Origin of the sequence: Ruminococcus sp. OM04-4AA (assembly GCF_003462585.1) — a bacterium.
Classification (GTDB): domain Bacteria; phylum Bacillota; class Clostridia; order Lachnospirales; family Lachnospiraceae; genus Mediterraneibacter; species Mediterraneibacter faecis.
In genome coordinates, this window is sequence record NZ_QTZH01000006.1 from 32,320 (window position 1) to 51,307 (window position 18,988).

Below are 18,988 nucleotides of genomic sequence, written 5' to 3' on the forward strand. Positions count from 1 at the left end.
TTCATGCAGGTGTAAGCCTGAACGAAAGTGGAGTAAATTATCGAAGAAAGAGAGGACTCAGTCAAAATGAAAATGCGATTTAAAAGATTCTTGTCGGGATTTATGGCAGTTGCAACTTTGGCGTCTGTTATCGTTCAACCAGTCACGGTTTCTGCTTCTGAATTAGAACCAGAGCCAACTTCATTTGAACAGCAATATCCGGAACTGCAGGATGTGCAGGATACTCTTGATGAAGATGAAATTGTGAAAGCAAAGGATATTGAGATTCCCTATGGAGAAGAATTTGAGGTGGAAGTTGATCTGTCCGGTATAGAGGGCGTGAATGAAAAAAAGGTGAAAGTTTTATTCCATGAAGCAAAGAGTGAAGCCGGTACAGATTTTGACGCACATACACCGGATACCTACAAAGCTGTCTATGCAGTAGAGCCGGTCAGCGGTCACCCAGCTTACAGAGTAAGCAGAAACATTACGGTAAAAGAGCCGGAAACAGAAGCACAGGCAAAGAGTTCTTCTGAAAATACAGCTGGTGAAGGAAATGCCGGTGAAACAGAAGATTCCGGTAATGCGGATGAAGATGCTGATTCGGACGGGTCAAAAGAGATTGTAACAGATCTTACAGATGACCAGGAAGTGACGACAGATGAAGAATCCGGTCTGACTGTTTCAGAAGTAATGGATCAGGCAGCGGAGAACGGCATCGCCCTTTATTCTATGGAAGAAGGAGAAGCGGTTACTTTCATGGCAACAGACATTGCAACACAGAGTACCAAGAAAGTTACAGTGACAAGAGGAACCTGTTATCAGTATTCAGACTACGGATATGGAAGTTACCTGACTTACAAATATACGGTTCAGTTTGGTAATGTTTCTGCAACAGCATATTGTGTGGAGCCTTCTAAATCCAGTCCGGGAAGTGGTACTTATGACATTACAAAGCTCAGTGACGGTAAGAAGCTGGCAAAGGTTTGTTACTATGGCACAAAGGCTTCTGGTGATGAAGGATTTTTCACAGAGGAAAATGGATATGGAAACCTGAGTGCAGGTGCCAGATTTATTCTGGTACATCTGGCAGCATCTTATGCTAATGGTGGAGATTCTGCCTTTTCCGGTGCAAGCGGTACAGCAAAGACACTTGCAATGAAACTGTATAATTACTGTATTTCACAGCCGGAGATTCCAGATGTAGATATGAGTTTTTCTGATGCAAATGTGACAGCTTATGTAGATGGCAACAGCCAGAGAACAAAGGAAATCACTTTTAAAGCAGATGAACTGCAGAGTATCACAATGAAACTTCCAAGTGGTGTGAAACTTCACAATGTGACAACCGGAAAGACAAGCAAAGCTGGTGAAGCAGTAGAAATCAGTGGTGGAACCAAGTTTTACTTATCTGCACCTCTTACACAGGTACAGGATGTCACAGGAAACTGGTCGGCAACGATGAAAGGCAGTGTAACAAAAGATTATTCTGCGTATAAGATCAGTACCGGATCTGGTTCACAGGACCTGGCCCTGGTATTTGGTGAAGGTGTTGATGATGAGAAATATGTGGACTTCAAAGTAACCTGGGTGCAGCACGCAAGTGTGAAGGTGATTAAAAAAGATGCAAAAGCAGACGCAAAGCTGGCAGGTGCCGTGTTTGGTTTATACAGTGATGCAAACTGTACAAATCTGATCACAAAGTTACCGGCAACCGATGCGAATGGGGAAGCGTCCGTACAGATCATTAAGACACAGGATACCGTATATCTAAAAGAGATTACAGCTCCGACAGGATACCGTATCAATGCAACTGCCTACAACGTAAAACTGGAAGTCAGTAAAACAACAACTGTGACTGTTCCGGATGAAGAACAGATGGGACAGCTGACTGTTTATAAAGAAGGTCAGGTTCTGACAGGTGCAAATGTCACCGAGAATGGAACAACATTTAAGTATGAGAAACGCAGACAGAAAGGTGCGATTTATGATGTGTATGCCGGAGCAGATATTAAAACTGCTTATGGTGCCAAGGTTTACAGCAAGGGTGATCTGGTCAAAGAGAATCTGACAACAGACTCGAATGGGGCAGTCATTCTGAAAAACCTGCATCTTGGTACATATATCGTCAAAGAAAAACAGGCTCCGACCGGATTTTATAATGCTGGGGAAGAAAAGTCAGTCACTCTTTCTTATGCAGGACAGAATGTAGATGTTGTTTTTTCTGAGACAACCTTTACGAATGACAGACAGAAAGCAGAAGTGATTGTGACAAAGCAGGATAAGGATACGGAAAATCCTCTGGATGGAGGAATTTTTGGACTTTATGCAGCCAGTGACATTAAAAATGCAGATGGAACGGTTGTCGTAAAGAAAGGAACTCTGATTGAGAAAGTGACAACTGGCAATGATGGAACGGCGAAGTTCACTGCAGACCTGCCGCTGGGATTTTCTTATGATGTAAAAGAAGTACAGGCTCCGGAAGGCTATTTGAGAAATGCGGATGATGTTTATACGTTTGCCTTTTCTTATACAAACGATAAGGAAGCAAAACTGACATTTAAGCATACCTTCAAAAACGAGCGTGTGACAGCAAAGATTTCCTTACAGAAGCAGGACAAAGAAACTAAGAAGGCAGTTCCACAGGGAGACGCTACTTTAGAAAAGGCGGTCTATGGACTGTATGCCCGTGAGGATATTGTCCATCCGGATGGAGCAACTGGCGTGATCTACAAAGCAGGCGAGCAGGTTGACACTCTTACAACGGATAAGAATGGACAGGCTTCCGTAGATGGATTATATCTTGGTAATTATTATGTAAAAGAGATTACTCCGTCAACGGGTTACCTGGCAGATGAAGAAGAACATGATCTGATCTGCAACTACGAGGGTGATCTTGTAGCGGAAGTGAAGCGTGACTGCCTGTCTCTGGAACAGGTGATGAAGCAGCCATTTGAAATCATCAAGGCAGCGAACAACGGAAAGACAGATGCCGATTTACTGAAAGGTGCAGGATTTACCGCTTATCTGGTATCATCCCTGACAGTAAAAAAAGATGGCAGCTATGACTTTGATTCTGCCAAGCCGGTAGTGATTGGAGAAAATGGTGCAACAGAGATCTTTACGGATGAGAAAGGGTATGCCCGCAGTATTGCGATTCCTTATGGAACATACATCGTCCGTGAAACAACCACACCACATAATTACACTCCGGTCAATGATTTCATCGTACAGATTACAGAGAATCATCCGACTACACCGCAGGTATGGAGGGTGCTGCTTGACAAAGAGTTTGAAGCGAAGCTGAAGATCATCAAACAGGACGATGAGACAAAGAAAGCAGTCCTTCAGAAAAATACGGAGTTTAAGATTTTTAACCTGGATACAGAAAAGTATGTGGAGCAGGTAACAACGTATCCGACGACGGTAAAACACAAATCTTATTTTACAGATGAGCAGGGATACTTAATCCTTCCACAGAATCTGAAGATCGGACATTACCGTATTGAGGAAGTGAACGCACCTTATGGATATACGCTCAATGAGAATTACTATGAGGTGGATGTAGATTCCAATACAGCATATCAGATGGACGGAACTTCCGGCGATGTGATCATTGAGATTGCATACGAGAATCATCCGGTCAAGGGAGAACTGAACATTGTAAAACAAGGCGAGGTCTTAAATGGTTACAAAGATGATTTTGCTTATCAGAAAGAAACTCTGGAGGGAGCAGTCTTTGAGGTATATGCTGCCGAGGATATTTATACAGCAGACTTCCAGAAAGATGATAACGAAAACCGTATCCTGGAGTATGCTTCTGGGGCATTGGTAGGAACTATTATCACAGATAAAGATGGAAAGGCACAGATCACAGACCTTCCACTTGGAACCTATAAGATTGTTGAAAAGACAGCACCAGAGGGCTTTGTGTTAAATGAAGAAGCACCGACAGTAACATTTGAATACAAAGACCAGAAAACACCAGTTATTGAGCAGACAGCAACCTTTGAGAATGACCGCCAGAAAGTGGAAGTGTCCGTAGTAAAACAGGATGCAGAGACAGAAACGGTTGTGGCAGGTGCAGAGTTTGGTATCTATGCAAAAGAAGATATTCTGGCACATGAAGAAGTGATTGTAAAGGCAGATACCTTACTTGGAAAAGCAGTTAGTGGAGAAGATGGAAAGGCAGTATTTGACGTTGACCTTCCATTCGGTACTTACTATATCAAAGAACTTGCAGCTCCGGCAGGGTATGTCTCTTCTTTTGAGACTTTGGAAGTGACTGCCAAATATCAGGGACAGGATGTGAAAGTGGTAGAGCTGGAATCTGTATTTAAGAACCAGCCGACAAAAGTAACCTTTACGAAGTCCGATATTACGACAGGCGTGGAGCTTTCCGGGGCGACGCTTACGGTGCTTGATAAGGATGGAAATGTGGTAGATACATGGAAGTCTGTAAAGGGTGAGGAACATCTGATTGAAAGACTCACAGCCGGGGAGACATATACTCTTCGTGAAGAAATGGCTCCTTATGGCTATCTGATGGCGGAAGAAGTTTCCTTTACGGTGGACGATACTGCTGAGATCCAGAAGGTAGAGATGAAAGATGCAGTGCCAACCGGAACGCTTATCATCAATAAAAAAGGTGAGTTCCTGGAGAAAGTATCTGCACTGGATTCCATTGGCGGATGGATGAAGCATCTGTTTGAATATCTTTCCGGTTCCCTGAAAGATGTTACTTTTGAGGTTTATGCCTTAGAAGATATAAAAGCGACAGATGGTGAGAGTGAAGATTATTACAAAAAGGATACACTGGTGGCAACGATCACGACGGATGAAACAGGCGTGGCGAAACTGACAGACCTTCCTCTTGGCAAATACTATGTTAAAGAGAAAGAGACAGCAAGTGGATATGTCCTGGATGGAGAAATCCGTGAAGTGGATCTGACTTACCGTGATCAGAATACCACAGTTGTTACTTATTCCGCTGACTGGCAGAACAAACGCCAGAGGGCAGAAGTAAACGTGTTAAAGAAAGAAAAAGATTCCGACCGTGTATTGGAAGGGGCTGTATTTGCCTTGTGCAATAAAGAAGATATTGTCAATGCAAAAGGCGATGTGATCCTGAAAGCGGATACGGTTATTGAAGAGCAGGCTACGGATAAGGAAGGAAAACTGACCTTTACGGCAGATCTGCCACTTGGTTATACCTACTATGTGAAAGAAACTTCCCCGGCACCGGGATTTGCGACAACAGACCAGGTACAGGAATTTACTTTTGAATATGGTGGGGCAGATAAGGAAACACTGTCTTATGCGTTCACTTTTGAAGATGAGCCGACAACCGTAGAGCTTACCAAAACATCCCTGACAGACGGAAAGGAGATTGAGGGAGCAAAACTGAAAGTCACAGATGAGAGTGGAAACACTGTGGATGAATGGACTTCCGGTAAAGAAGCACATATCATCAAAGAACTGACCGCTGGCAAGAAGTACACCATGACAGAAACACTTCCTGCGGATGGTTATGTGACAGCAGAGAGCATCACTTTTACGGTGGAAGATACCAGTGAAGTACAGAAAGTGGAAATGAAGGATGATGTGACAAAAGTGCAGATCTCCAAGACTGATATTTCCGGTAAGGAGCTGCCAGGAGCGAAACTGACAATTCTTGATAAAGATGGAAAGACCGTAGAAAGCTGGACATCTGAAGAAAAACCACACTATATTGAGATGCTTCCAATCGGGGAATATACTCTCCGTGAAGAAAATGCACCGGACGGTTATCTGGTTGCAGAAGATGTGAAGTTTACGGTCAAAGATACTGGAGAAATCCAGAAGGTTGTGATGAAGGATGAGGCGAAACCGGAGGAAACTCCAACAGAGACACCGACGGAAACACCAGAAATCACACCAACACCGGAGACGAAAACCACAGAAGAAACAAAGAAATCGACTTCACCAAAGACAGGAGATAATACTCCGATTCTGTTCTGGATTCTGCTTGCAGGGGGTGGAATGGCTGGTCTTGGTGGCACAGTGATTCTTCGCAAAAAGAAAAAATAAGAGATCATAGGATTTCTCAGTAATGGATGGGGGCATTTATGGACACAGGATTCATAGATGCCCTCTTATAAAATTTAAAGAGAAGTAAGGGAGAAAAGAAGATGACAAAGACAGTATTGATCGTTGCTGCGGCTGCAGTATTTCTGGTATATGGATTTGTCCTTTGGTGCTGTATCAAAGTGGGGGCGGAATCAGAAAAAGAATATATGAAACTGGCAGAAAAGAGAGGAAAGGAGCAGCAATGTGATAAATGAGGATAAGACAGCAGTGAGAGAAGAAAGGGCGTGGTGTGATTGCAGGATGAAGTGAATGAGAAAACAGTCTCACTTTGTATCCGCTGTGGTAAGGTCACTGCCAACCTGTTGAAAGCTGCCATGGTAAAGGCTCTTGCAAAGATGGAGCAGGAGAAAAAACAGCGGGGACAGAAAATAAGCCAGAAGCAGCCCCAGAAGGAAAAGGAGGACAAGACCTACAAGGGAAAACAGAGCCTTGATAAGCTGATGAAGCAGAATGTACAGCTGTCCAACATTGAGATCACAGATGGAAATATCAAGTCTTTTGAACGGGTAGCAAAGAAGTACAGCATTGATTTCAGTCTGAAAAAAGATGTGACTGCGGACCCGCCAAGATATTATGTGTTCTTTAAGGCAAGGGATGCCGATGTGATGACTGCCGCTTTTAAGGAATACACGGGCAAGTCTCTGAATAAGGACAAAAAACCATCTGTGAGGAAGAAGTTACAGCAGGCAATCACCAAATCGCTTGCAAAGCACAGAGAGTTGGAGAAAACAAAAGGAAAGGAGAAGGAGCCGTCATTATGAGCAGATTACAGAAGTTGCTTGGTGTAGGAAAAGGATACCTGGAGAGATTACCGCCAGTGGATGTACATAAGCTGCTTCGGGTTGTTCTGATGAATTTTCCGTATATTGTGATCTTTTATGTGGGAAATAAGCTGGCATGGTTATACCAATACTGTGTGGGTGATTCCATGATAGAAAGATTGATGGTGCTAATCTTAAATTTCCAGATGGCATTTAGCAGGATTCTCCCAAGTATGCACAAAAATGAATTACTGGTTGGGCTTACAGGAGCTGTGGCAGTGAAGCTTATGGTCTACATGAAAGGGAAAAATGCCAAAAAGTTCCGGCAGGGAGTGGAGTATGGTTCGGCAAGATGGGGGACGGCAAAAGACATTGCACCCTTTATCGACCCGGTATTTGAGAACAATATCCTGCTGACCATGACGGAACGACTGACCATGAATGGCAGACCAAAGAATCCGAAATTTGCGAGGAACAAGAACGTGATCGTGATTGGCGGATCTGGCTCAGGAAAGACACGTTTTTATGTAAAGCCCAACTTGATGCAGATGGGAAAATACATCAGTTATGTGGTCACGGACCCGAAAGGGACGATCATCATTGAGTGCGGAAAGATGCTGGTACGGCATGGATATAAAGTAAAAGTATTGAATACGATCAATTTTTCCAAGAGTATGCACTATAACCGTGCGACTTGTTCGCTGCTGAAAAGGTGGCGCACAGCGCTGTTTCAATCAGTTCTGTGAACTGATAATTCGAGAGGTGGAATGAAGGAGTAACGCCCTGAAACGCCTCCCCTGATACTCCGGCATGCAGAGGCCAAACTCTGTGTGAAGCCCGGTAAAGCCGGCAGAGAGATGCCGTAACAGGTTAAGCTGACGAAAGCTGTCCAGAGGTGGACGGTGCATCCTATATGCCGGGGGTCTATAAGATACCCATGGTGAGAATGACAGAGATGTCTGACGAAACTCCCGAATGTAAAGGTCTAAAAGTGCCACGCTCAGAAATGGGCGTGTGGGTTAAAGCCCAGGCAGTACGGTTTAGTAGAAATGGTTGTTACGAAACGCCGTGGCACGTTACAGGCGTGTCCAAGCTGTCAGGCCCAGAGGGAACACCTAAAGGTATGTATGTACAGATAGGATTATCGGAACAAGGAAAGGCAGGAAGTCTACTGGATAATCCGGCGAAGGATAATAAGCGGATGAATTCCTGCTGAAAAGCAGTGGTCGAACCGATGATATCGTCTGCGAAAAAGAGGACGGTTAGGAATGGCCACAAGTCAGGCAAAACGTCAGCAGTACACAACCACTATTCATGCAGTCGAGTAAGAAAAAGAAATTGTCGCTCGGTTTCATAGAAATGGGGTGATGTACATGGCACAAAAAGCTAAGAAGAAAAGCAAGCTACGCCATGCGGAATACTATGACATGCAGAAAACCTTTGACAGTCTGTATGCAGACAGCAAAAGCGGTGAAGTCTTTGGGCATCTGATGGATATCATCAGCGCCCCCAACAACATCAAGCTGGCATTTAGAAATATCAAAGGCAATGATGGCAGTCATACCGCAGGCACGGATGGGCGGACAATAGAATCATTGGCAGTCATGTCAGAGGATAAGTTTGTAAAGCTCATCCAGAAACAGTTCAGGAGGTATGAACCAAAAGCAGTAAAAAGAGTAGAAATACCAAAGCCAAACGGAAAGATGAGGCCTCTGGGAATACCGTGTATTATTGACCGAATAGTACAGCAATGTATTTTGCAGGTCATGGAGCCAATCTGTGAAGCAAAGTTCTATGAGCACTCTTATGGGTTCAGACCGTGTCGGAGCGCAGAAAATGCGATTTCCTATGCGTATGGACTCGCCCAAAGGAACAAGCTTCACTATGTAGTCGATGTGGATGTTAAAGGATTCTTCGATAACGTCGACCACAGAAAGCTGCTGAAACAGATCTGGACTTTAGGTATACGGGACACCAAGTTGATTCAGATCATCAAGGCCATGCTGAAAGCGCCAATCGAAATGCCTGATGGGGAAAACGTCCTCCCATCCAAGGGAACGCCGCAAGGTGGTATCCTTTCACCATTGCTGGCAAACATTGTCCTCAATGAACTGGACTGGTGGATTGCCTCTCAGTGGGATGAAATGGTGAGGCACATGAAACATCCGTGTAAAGTGACCTACTATCCCAACGGCGCAGAGAAAAAGTGCAACAGCTATACAGCCTTGAAGAAAAGCAACCTCAAGGAGATGCGGATTGTCCGTTATGCGGATGATTTCAAGATATTTTGCAGAACCAAAGAGGATGCAGAGAAAACCTATTATGCAGTCAAAGACTGGCTATGGAAACGGCTAAAACTGGAAGTGTCTGATGAAAAGTCAAAAGTGACTAATCTCAGGAAACGTGACAGTGAGTTTCTGGGTTTTCGCATAAAACTGCGGCGCAAAAGTAACTCATGGGTGATAACTTCAAATGTCTGCGATAAAGCCATACACAGAATCGGCAAGGAAATGGCTGACAGTGTCAAGGCAATACAAAGCAGTAAGACGGCTGAAGAAATAAGCCTGAATGTGGGGGACTATAATGCCAAGGTTATCGGAGTGCAGGACTATTACTGCATTGCGACAAGGGTCAACTTGAATTTCAGCGATATCGCCCGTCCAATCAATGGACAGCTTCTTCATCGTATTGACGGAATCAAGAAGCAGGGCGAGATCAAAAACAGATATCTGAGGAAACGATACGGAAAATCGAAGCAAATGCGATGGATTGGAGAAACGCCACTGGTTCCATTAGCTTACGTGCAATTCAAGATTCCAATGCGGAAAAGCCGAAAAATCAATCCGTATACGCCCGAAGGTAGAGCAGAGATACACGATAATCTCAGGATTGACGTAAATTCAATGCTCTGGCTGATGAGGCATCCGATACCGACCGAATCAGTGAGATACAACGACAACCGGGTCTCCCTCTATGCAGGGCAAGACGGTAAATGTGCAATCACCGGGAAGAAACTGGATGTTCAAACCTGTATCTGTTACAGGAAAACAAACAATTGTAAGAAGGGCAATGACAGCTACCAGAACCTGTTGCTTCTTTCTTTGCAGGGATTGGCAATAGTCAGCTCGGAAGACATGATGTCTGTAGCGGCGTTGGTGAAGGAATACTCTCTGAATGCCAAAGTTATTACCAAAGTGAACAAACTGCGTGCTACCGCAGGACTGCCGCTACTGGCGGCAAAGTAGCAAACTTAGCCAATGTGAAAGAGTGATTGTGTATCACTGCTGAAACTATGCTTGATGGAACGCCGGATGCGGTGAAAGTCGCATGTCCGGTGTGAAGTGGGGGAAAACCCGGAGATAATTTCAAAGGGTTACCTATCACTATCCTTCCACTATATCCATTCAGAAAAGGATATTTTGAAACTGGTAAATACGATCATGGTGAACACGAAAGGAGAAGGCGAGAAGTCCAGTGAGGATTTCTGGACGAAAGCAGAGAGACTTCTTTACTGTGCCCTGATTGGCTATATCTGGTATGAAGCACCGGAAGAAGAACAGAACTTTGCGACCCTGCTTGAGTTTATCAACGCTTCGGAAACAAGGGAAGATGATGAGACATTTAAAAATGCAGTAGATATGCTGTTTGAGGAACTGGAAAAGGAAGAACCGGAGCATTTTGCAGTGCGTCAGTATAAAAAATATAAGCTGGCGGCAGGTGTTGTATGCTCTAAAAGACTTCTTAATCAAGCGGTTGGGAAGTCTCTTAGAACACACAACCTAAAACCGAAGAAAGGAGCGCAAGTTATGAGAAAAAACGAGAAAATCACTGCTCTGTATGAACGATTGAGCCGTGATGACTTTGGCAAAGATGATGACCAGCAGCGTGAGAGCAATTCCATTTCCAATCAAAAGGCTATGTTGGAGGAGTTCGCCGCACGGCAGGGGTTTACGAACATTGTCCATTTCACGGACGATGGCATTAGTGGTACTTGCTTTGACCGTCCCGGATTTTTGGCAATGATGAAAGAAGTGGAAGCCGGGAATGTGGAGTACCTGTGTATCAAGGACATGAGCCGCATGGGTCGTGACTATCTGAAAGTCGGTCAGATTATGGAAATCCTGCGTCAGCGTGGCGTGCGCCTTATCGCCATCAATGACGGCGTGGACAGCGCCAGAGGGGACGATGATTTTACCCCTTTCCGCAACATTATGAACGAATACTACGCCAGAGACACCAGCCGTAAAATCCGTTCCACTTTTCAATCCAAAGGCAAGTCCGGCAAGCACCTCACAGGCACGGTTATTTACGGCTATCTCTGGAACGAAGCCAGAGACCAATGGTTGGTTGACCCCGAAGCCGCCGAAGTGGTAAAGCGTATCTTTTCCATGACGATTGACGGCTACGGTCCGTATCAGATCGCCAGCAAGCTGAAAGAAGAAAAAATCCTCATTCCGTCCGCTTACCTTGCCCGGCACGGCGAGGGTGTGAATAAAAACAAGACTTTCAAAGATGTGTACGGCTGGGGTTCTTCCACCATCTGCAACATTCTTGAAAAGCGTGAATATCTGGGACACACCATCAACTTCAAGACCCGAAAGCACTTCAAGGACAAGAAAAGCCATTATGTCCCGGAGGACGAATGGACGATTTTCGAGAATACCCATGAAGCTATCATTGACCAGCAGACCTTTGACCTTGTGCAGAAAATCCGTGGGAATGTCAGACGCTACCCGGACGGCTGGGGCGAAGCAGCTCCCCTCACAGGCTTGCTTTATTGTGCCGATTGCGGCGGCAAGATGTATGTCCACCGCACCAACAACGGCAAGCGCATTTCTCAATACACCTGCTCACAGTACACCAAAGTTCCTTGCGGAACGCTCTGCAAGACCCAGCACCGTATCAATGAAGATGTGGTACTGTCCCTTGTCTCGGAAATGCTCAAAGCCATTGCCGAGTATGCGAAGCATGACCGAGCCGAGTTTGTCCGTGTGGTGCAGGAAGCGCAGTCCAGCCAGCAGACCACAGAGGTCAGGAAACAGCGGACACGCCTTGCCACAGCAAAGCAGAGAGTTTCCGAGCTGGAAGTCCTGCTCTGCAAAATCTATGAGGACAACATTTTAGGAAAGCTGTCCGACAGCAGATACGCCACTCTGGACGCTCAATACGCAAAGGAGCAAGCCGAGCTTACCGCTGAAATCTCTGCTCTGGAAAAGGCTGTCAAGAGCTATGAAACGCACGAAAAGGACGCTGACCGTTTTATCGCTCTGATTGATAAATATGAGAACTTCGACAAGCTGACCATTGCCATGCTCAACGAGTTTATCGAGAAAATCCTTGTGCATGAGCGTGACCGCAAAGGCAGTATACAGACCACACAGGAGGTCGAGATTTACTTCAATTTTGTTGGGCGATTCGTTCCCCCGGCGTTTGGAGAAGTGGAGCTGACCCCGGAAGAATTAGAGGAAATCCGCAAGCGTGAGGAACGCAAGGACAGGCTTCATCAGAACTACTTGAAGCGGAAAGCCAGCGGAGCGCAGAAGCGATACGAGGACAAAATCAAGGGGAGAAAAAAGGCAGAAATCGAAGCCAAGAAAGCCGCCATTCGTGCGGAGGACATTGCAAAGGGAGTGTTCGTCCCTGTCAGCAGTTTACCGCAGAGAGAGCCGATGAAAGGAGTGCAATCAGCATGAATATCACTTACACACAGAACGGAGATTATCTTATCCCGAACATCGTTATCCGCAAGACAAAGCCCCTCGGACACCACGGCAGACTTCGCAAAGCATATTTGGAAATGCGCCGCCCGATACTGTTCAATGAGCTGGTGCTATCCGACAAGCTCTTTGAGCATTGCGCCGAGATTGACGAAGCGGCACGAAACCGCATGGAGCTGATCGTGCGGTCACTGGCAAAGCAGTACGGCGTGACCGAACAGCTGAAAGCCGAAAACCAAATGGAATGGGTGCGGCAGATGAACGCTTGCAAGGCACAGGCAGATGAGATTGTGAAAGCGGAATTGATTTATGATTGAGTGAGAAAGTCCGGGCAGAAAACCGTCCGGACTTTTCTCATACAGTCCAAAGTTGCGGTAGAATTGTTCACAAGTTTTATGGTATAATTTGAATACGAAATTGAGAAACAAATCGGAATTTGTGGAGAGATTTCCTGAACTTTCCTTATTTTACAGGCTTTTCAGCCCATTAAATAGTGAAATGATATGTATTTTCCCTTATTTTTGCCCTTATGCGGAATCCGCAAGGGAAATAAGGGAAATTTTTAGTTAAGCATTGCTCGCTACTTTATCAAGAAGTCTTGCGGAATCCCGTTTTGCTTTTCTTGTTGAGTGAGCGTAAATATTCATTGTGGTACTGACATCAGAGTGTCCTAACAGTTCCTGTACATCTTTCGGTGCAGCTCCATTGGAAAGCAGATTGCTGGTATAAGTGTGACGCAACTGGTGAAAATGGAAATCTTCAAATCCTTCCAGCTTCTTTGCCACTGATCTGCATACAATGCTGAGTGTACTCGGCAGTTCCAAAGAGCCATCTGGTCGCAGGCAGACAAAGGAGATTTCTTTGTAATCTGTCGGGACTTCCTGTGTTCCGTCAAGATGATAGTATTCATAATATACCCTGTTTTTCACATGCACTTCTTTGTAGTAATTGCGGTGATATAATTCGCCATACTGCATCCGGTTTTTGAGCTGTTCTTTTCTGGCAGCTTTCAGTATTTCAGTCAGCGTATCTCCAAAATCAACAATCCTTACTTTTTTCCGTTTCGTTGGTCCGATAATATTTTTGTGTTTCATGCCGTCGTAGCGGATACTGCGTTTTATGGTCAGGCATTGTTCCTCAAGGTTAATGTCCTGCCATGTAAGACCACAGGTTTCCCCGATACGGAGCCCGGCATAATACGCAATTTGAATCGGAAGAATAGCAGGTGGATTTTTCTTTTCCAGATATTGGATAAGCCGTTCATAATCCTCATGTGAAATCGGCTGTGTACCTTCTTCCACTTCATCATCGGAAAAGAGGTCAACTTCCTCTGCCTGCTTTTTCAGCTTAATATACTGCATCGGATTGAAACTGATTAACTGTTTTGGAAATACTGCAAAACGGAATGACTGCTGTAACACTGCGGAAAAAGAATGGATATAATCTTTGCTGTATCCCTTTTTTACTTTCCCGTCTGGAAACTCACCACCGAATGTAAGCAGATCAAGAAATGCCTGTAAATGTTCGGCAGTAACTGTTTTCAGTTTGCGGTCTGCAATCGGGTGTTTTTTGATACATCGGATTGCACCAAGATAATTTTCCACTGTACCGTTGCTGAGTGTCCCAGTTTTCAGTTCTTCTTCTGCCCACATATCCAGAAGTTCCCCTACGGTAAGATTATCTGCCTTTGCAACAAACTTCTTATCTTCGTAGTCTTCCAGTGCCTTGCGGAGAAGCTTTTCCGTCTCACTTTTACTTTCGGTTCCGGCGTATTCTTTCTGAACCATTTTACCGCTTGCATCTTCTACATAGAAACGATAGTACCATTTTTTTCCTTTTTTTCTAACAGATCCTTTTGCCATAATCGTATGTCTCCTTTCGATATCAGACAATCGGAACTGCTGAAATGCTTCTTGCGTGTAGGCATCTTATGGACAAGTCCATAAGCCAATTCGCCGCTCGTCAAATCTGTAAACAGCTTGACTCGCTTGCGCTCATTGTATCATAACTCCGATTATCTTACTATACCGATTCAGAATCGTCATACATAACTTCGGATAAAAGATTTGCAAGCCTTTGTTCTGCCGCTTCCGGTTTCTTTGAATAGAGCCTTACAACATCTGCCATATCATTAAATGCGTTGACAGTATGTGTGATCTCCCTGAGAAACATAATCTCATTATATTCATCTTTCGATTCAAATCCCATTACTTTGGCAATGTCCGCATCTTTGGTACTGCCTTTGTAATTTTTACAGGCGAACTGAAACGAATCCAGAAACAGTTCATATTGCTTTAACATTAACAGCAGTAAGTCTTTAGAAAAAGCGTCTTCTGTTTTATTGAGGTCAAGAGGAAACTGTTTGAGAATGTCGCCCATCGCATCACGAATCTGCAATTCTTTCTTATCCGTAATATCAGTTTCATATTCATCGGTTTCCCCTTTGAGCCATTCAATCGATACATGAAGTGCTTCCGAAAGACCTTCCAGTACCATCTTTTTGGTATTGTCAATCGAACCATTCTCATAACGCAGGATTGTGGAAGCGGTAACTCCCATCTTCTCTGCGACATAAGGCTGTGTCAGATTTAATTCCAGACGGCGCTGTTTTGCCCTGCTGCCAATCAGCTTGCGTAGTTCTTTATCTTTCATGCTGATGTGCCTCCTTTTTCGGTATGTCATTACTATACCACGCAACAAAATATATTGCAATATGCAATTTTAAGAAAAGCAGAAAAATTTCATAATGCTTGACAAAGCAATATAAACACGCTATACTGACAGCACAAATGAAATTGCATAATGCAATTCGAAAGGAGGTGGTCATATGACGCAAAGAAAGATTGCCTTATCTATTGAGGAAGCTGCTGATTATACGGGAATTGGCAGGAACACCCTGCGAAAGTTGGTAGAGTGGAAGAAACTTCCGGTATTGAAGGTTGGGAGAAAAGTCCTGATCAAAACGGATATGCTGGAACTTTTTATGGAAGCCAACGAGGGCAGGGACTTGAGGGATAAGGGAAATGTGAAAGCAGTCACAAGAAACGGTTCAACTTAAAAAAGCGGTTCCCGAAGAAACCGCCAAAGGTTCTATCAGACCGGAGTCATGATATACCTACACGCAAGCAGATTATACCATGTACTTCGTCTGACAGACAACAGGAAACTTATGTTTGGAAAAAAAGAAAGGACGATGATATTTATGGCAAGATCAACAAAGAGTTATGAGGAGCGTATGCTCCAGTTGGAAAAGAAAGAACAGGAAAGCCTTGAGAAAGCAAAACAGTATGCAGCACAGAAACGGGAACTGAAGAAACGTCAGAAAGATGTGGAAACCAAAAAACGGACACACAGGCTCTGCCAGATTGGCGGTGCAGTGGAATCGGTACTGGGTTCTGCGATTGAGGAAGATGATATCCCAAAGCTGATCGGCTTCTTAAAAAGGCAGGAAGCAAATGGGAAATTCTTCTCAAAGGCAATGCAGAAAGAGCCAGTTGCAAATACGGAGGAAGTGTAATGCCGGAGGGAGTGGAGTTTCCATTCCCTTCATTGCTTTTTTATGAAGGGCGCACTTATGGACAACCAGAGGTCGTCCGTATAAGTTTGCCACAGGTGGCAACCGGTCTGCGCTTACGCTTGCCGGGCTCGTTCCGTCGGCGGGGCTTTCAGCCAGACCTGCTCATGCCGCAGGAGGCACTCTTCGCCAGAGGGGCACATTCCATGCAGGCTGTTATGCACAGGGCACTCTTACGCAGAGGGTGCTCCGGCAGATACCATTTTCTTTTAGGAAAAACGTTACCTGCCGGAAATCAAAGCCGGATACGGCAGAATGGGGGAAACGGAGCATGGCGATTTTTCATTATACAGTAAAGATTGTTGGACGCAGCAAAGGAAAATCCATCATATCGGCGTCTGCTTATCTCAATGGCGATGTGATGAAAAATGAAGAAACAGGCAGGATCAGCTACTATACTTCAAAAAAAGAAGTCGTTTATACCAGCCTGCTGATGTGTGAAAATGCACCACAGGAATGGCAGAATGTACCTGCTGAAAATATCAGACGGTTCCAGAAATCTGTCCGATATAAAAGGGCAGATAACCAAAATGCTGCACTGGAAAAATTCAAACTTACTTTTCAGAAGCAGCGTTTATGGAATGAAGTCTTGAGGATAGAAAAAAGTTCAGATGCACAACTCGGCAGGTCATTTGAGTTCTCACTTCCGAAAGAATGGAGCCGACAGGAACAGATTGATTATACAACTGAATATATTCAAAAGACCTTTGTAGATAAGGGAATGTGTGCGGATTGGAGTATCCACGATAAAGGAGATGGTAATCCCCATGTGCATTTATTGGTGACGTTGCGACCATTCAATTCAGACCACTCATGGGGTAACAAAGAAATCAAGGATTGGGAGTTTGTCAGAGATGAAAATGGAAATATTGTGGTGGATGAATCCCATCCGGACTGGTGGCAGGATAAAAAGAACCCTGACCGTCATGGAATCCGAATCCCCGTACTTGATGAAAATGGAGTCCAGAAAGTCGGGACAAGGAACCGCAAACAGTGGAAACGTGTATTAACCGATGCTACCGGGTGGAACAATCCGAAAAATTGTGAGCTATGGCGGAGCGAATGGGCAAACGTCTGTAATGCACATTTGAAAACGGAAAATCACATTGACCATCGTTCTTATGCAAGGCAGGGAAAATTAGAGATACCGACGATCCATGAGGGCGCAGATGCCAGAAAAATTGACGAGAAATTTCAAAACGGACAGACATCCTCTACTTCATGGAAAGTAGAGGAAAACCAGATCATAAAAAGACAAAATGCACTGCTGGATAAAATACAGATTTCTTTTGGAAAAGTATCCAGTGCATTAACACAATGGAAGGAGCGATTGCGTGACATTAGAAGAAAGCCGGGAAGTCATTCCCATGATGGAGACAATGATAAACCAGATCGAGGAACAGCAGAATCTTATGGCAGAGATGGTACAGGAATTGCAGGAACGGGACAGGCAGCTCCTGTCTTTTCAGGAGCAGAACCAGAGTTTAAAAAGCTTAAACAGCGAATTATCCAGGCTGCTAAATCTTTTGCCAGATACAGAAGAACTGCTCTCACAGATCGAGCAACAGAAAACCAGAATCGAACAGTTGGAAAACGAGAATCAGCAATGGCAGGAATTAACGCAGAAGCTGAACAACGAGAACAGCTTATTGCAGAAACAGAACAGCGAATTGCTGACCTTAAACAGCAGATAGAGAAAGCGAGGGAGATCGATGAGCGAATGCAGAAACTTAGAGAACGTCGGGCAGGTGGAAGAACTTCTGCTGATGACCGAACAGATGCAGGACGAACTGGATCAGAAAGACCAGACAATCCAGGAACTAAACAGGCAGCTAAGCGAATCGCTGACCTTGAACGAGAAATTGAACAGCGAAAACAGAGCCGAGAATATCGAAGCATTGCGGACAAGATTAAGGCAAACAGAGGAACGATTGACCAGCGAGACAGACAGCAGGAAAAGAGCCGACGCAGAAGCCGTGGCATGGAAATTTAAGTATGAAAAAGCAGAGCAGGAAAAACTTTATGCACAGACACACCAAAAGACGGTAGAGGTAGCTGTTGAGAAAAAAGTGCCTTATGAGAAATGTGAAAAATGTGACCGTACTGCTTACCGGAAAGCAAAAGAAAAATGCGATAGCCGTAAAAGCCAGTTAGAAAAGAAATATAAAAATATGACGATTGGTTATGAAAGTATCTTGTTTCTACTGGCATGGTACAGCATAACAACAACACTGTTTACTGCGATTCTTTCGCCGGTTTTCCTTAACGACTGTGTCGTCTTTTTCGGTGCGTTAGGAAAAGGAATGGGAAGTTTATTTCGGGAGTTTGTGACAGGTGCAGACTCTTTCGGACAGTTAAGCAGTGGAATACCTAACAGTATTCTTTCCGGGATTGTGTACTGGCTGATTGCCGGTACTGTCATGGCAATTTTATTCGTAATAACCGGGTGGCTGATAATCGGGATTGGTTATCAGGTAGGAAAAATCTACCGGAAATATTGTTGGGATATCATCAGTATCGTGGTAGCGATAACGAGTACAGCTGTTGTAATTTACTTTGGAGAATGGATTAAAAACGCTAATCCGATAAATCTTATTGTATTGCTATTACTGTCGCATATTATTTATATTGGAATCAGATGTTATGTGAAAGACTGGATGGAAGAACGAGGATATTATTAAAAGAGGACAGGGAAATTTCATAATCTTCCTGTCCTTAGTAAGGGACTATTGATTGTTTATATAAAGAAAAAGTATATAAATAAATCTTGACAATTAGTACGAACTCGGACTATAATACAAAAGTCCGGATTCGTACTAATTTAAGGA

Annotated in this window: 12 protein-coding genes and 1 pseudogene; 11 read left to right on the forward strand and 2 right to left on the reverse strand. The window is 44.3% G+C overall.

Annotated elements, in window-relative coordinates:
• The first annotated feature begins 66 nt into the window (after positions 1-66).
• The 7 genes and pseudogenes from DXB52_RS03370 to DXB52_RS03395 all read left to right on the forward strand — a co-directional run bounded on the left by DXB52_RS03370 (position 67) and on the right by DXB52_RS03395 (position 12,903).
• Complete coding sequence (locus tag DXB52_RS03370; RefSeq protein WP_118106544.1) at positions 67-6,048, forward strand: SpaA isopeptide-forming pilin-related protein; 5,982 nt, start codon at positions 67-69, stop codon at positions 6,046-6,048.
• A 101-nt stretch (positions 6,049-6,149) separates the two neighbouring features.
• Complete coding sequence (locus DXB52_RS16105) at positions 6,150-6,302, forward strand: hypothetical protein (RefSeq protein ID WP_004612794.1); 153 nt, start codon at positions 6,150-6,152, stop codon at positions 6,300-6,302.
• Between the two features lie 39 nt (positions 6,303-6,341).
• A complete protein-coding gene (locus DXB52_RS03375) occupies positions 6,342-6,869 on the forward strand; it encodes a PcfB family protein (RefSeq protein ID WP_118106546.1) in 528 nt (175 codons plus the stop codon).
• 89 nt (positions 6,870-6,958) lie between these two features.
• A pseudogene (locus tag DXB52_RS03380) lies at positions 6,959-7,555 on the forward strand (type IV secretory system conjugative DNA transfer family protein); the annotation flags it as partial.
• Positions 7,556-8,236: 681 nt separating this feature from the next.
• A complete protein-coding gene (gene ltrA, locus DXB52_RS03385; protein ID WP_181989151.1) occupies positions 8,237-10,114 on the forward strand; it encodes a group II intron reverse transcriptase/maturase in 1,878 nt (625 codons plus the stop codon).
• A gap of 561 nt (positions 10,115-10,675) precedes the next feature.
• Positions 10,676-12,562 carry a DUF4368 domain-containing protein gene (locus tag DXB52_RS03390; protein ID WP_416242136.1) on the forward strand — a complete coding sequence of 629 codons (1,887 nt, stop codon included), beginning with the start codon at positions 10,676-10,678 and terminating at the stop codon, positions 12,560-12,562.
• Positions 12,559-12,903, forward strand: coding sequence for a TnpV protein (locus DXB52_RS03395; protein ID WP_117553333.1), 345 nt, complete (start codon positions 12,559-12,561; stop codon positions 12,901-12,903). The genes DXB52_RS03390 and DXB52_RS03395 overlap by 4 nt, the downstream gene beginning before the upstream one ends.
• A gap of 249 nt (positions 12,904-13,152) precedes the next feature.
• Here the strand turns inward: DXB52_RS03395 and DXB52_RS03400 are convergent, their stop codons facing one another.
• Together DXB52_RS03400 and DXB52_RS03405 are read right to left on the reverse strand one after the other, a co-directional pair.
• Complete coding sequence (locus DXB52_RS03400) at positions 13,153-14,448, reverse strand: tyrosine-type recombinase/integrase (RefSeq protein ID WP_009321335.1); 1,296 nt, start codon at positions 14,446-14,448, stop codon at positions 13,153-13,155.
• Positions 14,449-14,608: 160 nt separating this feature from the next.
• Positions 14,609-15,238, reverse strand: coding sequence for a helix-turn-helix domain-containing protein (locus tag DXB52_RS03405; RefSeq protein WP_009243739.1), 630 nt, complete (start codon positions 15,236-15,238; stop codon positions 14,609-14,611).
• A 175-nt stretch (positions 15,239-15,413) separates the two neighbouring features.
• Here DXB52_RS03405 and DXB52_RS03410 point away from each other — a divergent pair, with 175 nt between their 5' ends.
• From DXB52_RS03410 to DXB52_RS03430, 4 genes are all read left to right on the forward strand, one after another.
• Positions 15,414-15,644, forward strand: coding sequence for a helix-turn-helix domain-containing protein (locus DXB52_RS03410; RefSeq protein ID WP_002578307.1), 231 nt, complete (start codon positions 15,414-15,416; stop codon positions 15,642-15,644).
• A gap of 144 nt (positions 15,645-15,788) precedes the next feature.
• Positions 15,789-16,103: a DUF3847 domain-containing protein gene (locus tag DXB52_RS03415; RefSeq protein ID WP_002578306.1), complete on the forward strand. Its 315-nt coding sequence runs from the start codon at positions 15,789-15,791 to the stop codon at positions 16,101-16,103.
• A gap of 328 nt (positions 16,104-16,431) precedes the next feature.
• Positions 16,432-18,153 carry a MobA/MobL family protein gene (locus DXB52_RS03425; RefSeq protein ID WP_109214826.1) on the forward strand — a complete coding sequence of 574 codons (1,722 nt, stop codon included), beginning with the start codon at positions 16,432-16,434 and terminating at the stop codon, positions 18,151-18,153.
• Positions 18,137-18,841, forward strand: coding sequence for a DUF6040 family protein (locus DXB52_RS03430; protein WP_117485168.1), 705 nt, complete (start codon positions 18,137-18,139; stop codon positions 18,839-18,841). The genes DXB52_RS03425 and DXB52_RS03430 overlap by 17 nt, the downstream gene beginning before the upstream one ends.
• The last annotated feature ends 147 nt before the right edge of the window (positions 18,842-18,988 follow it).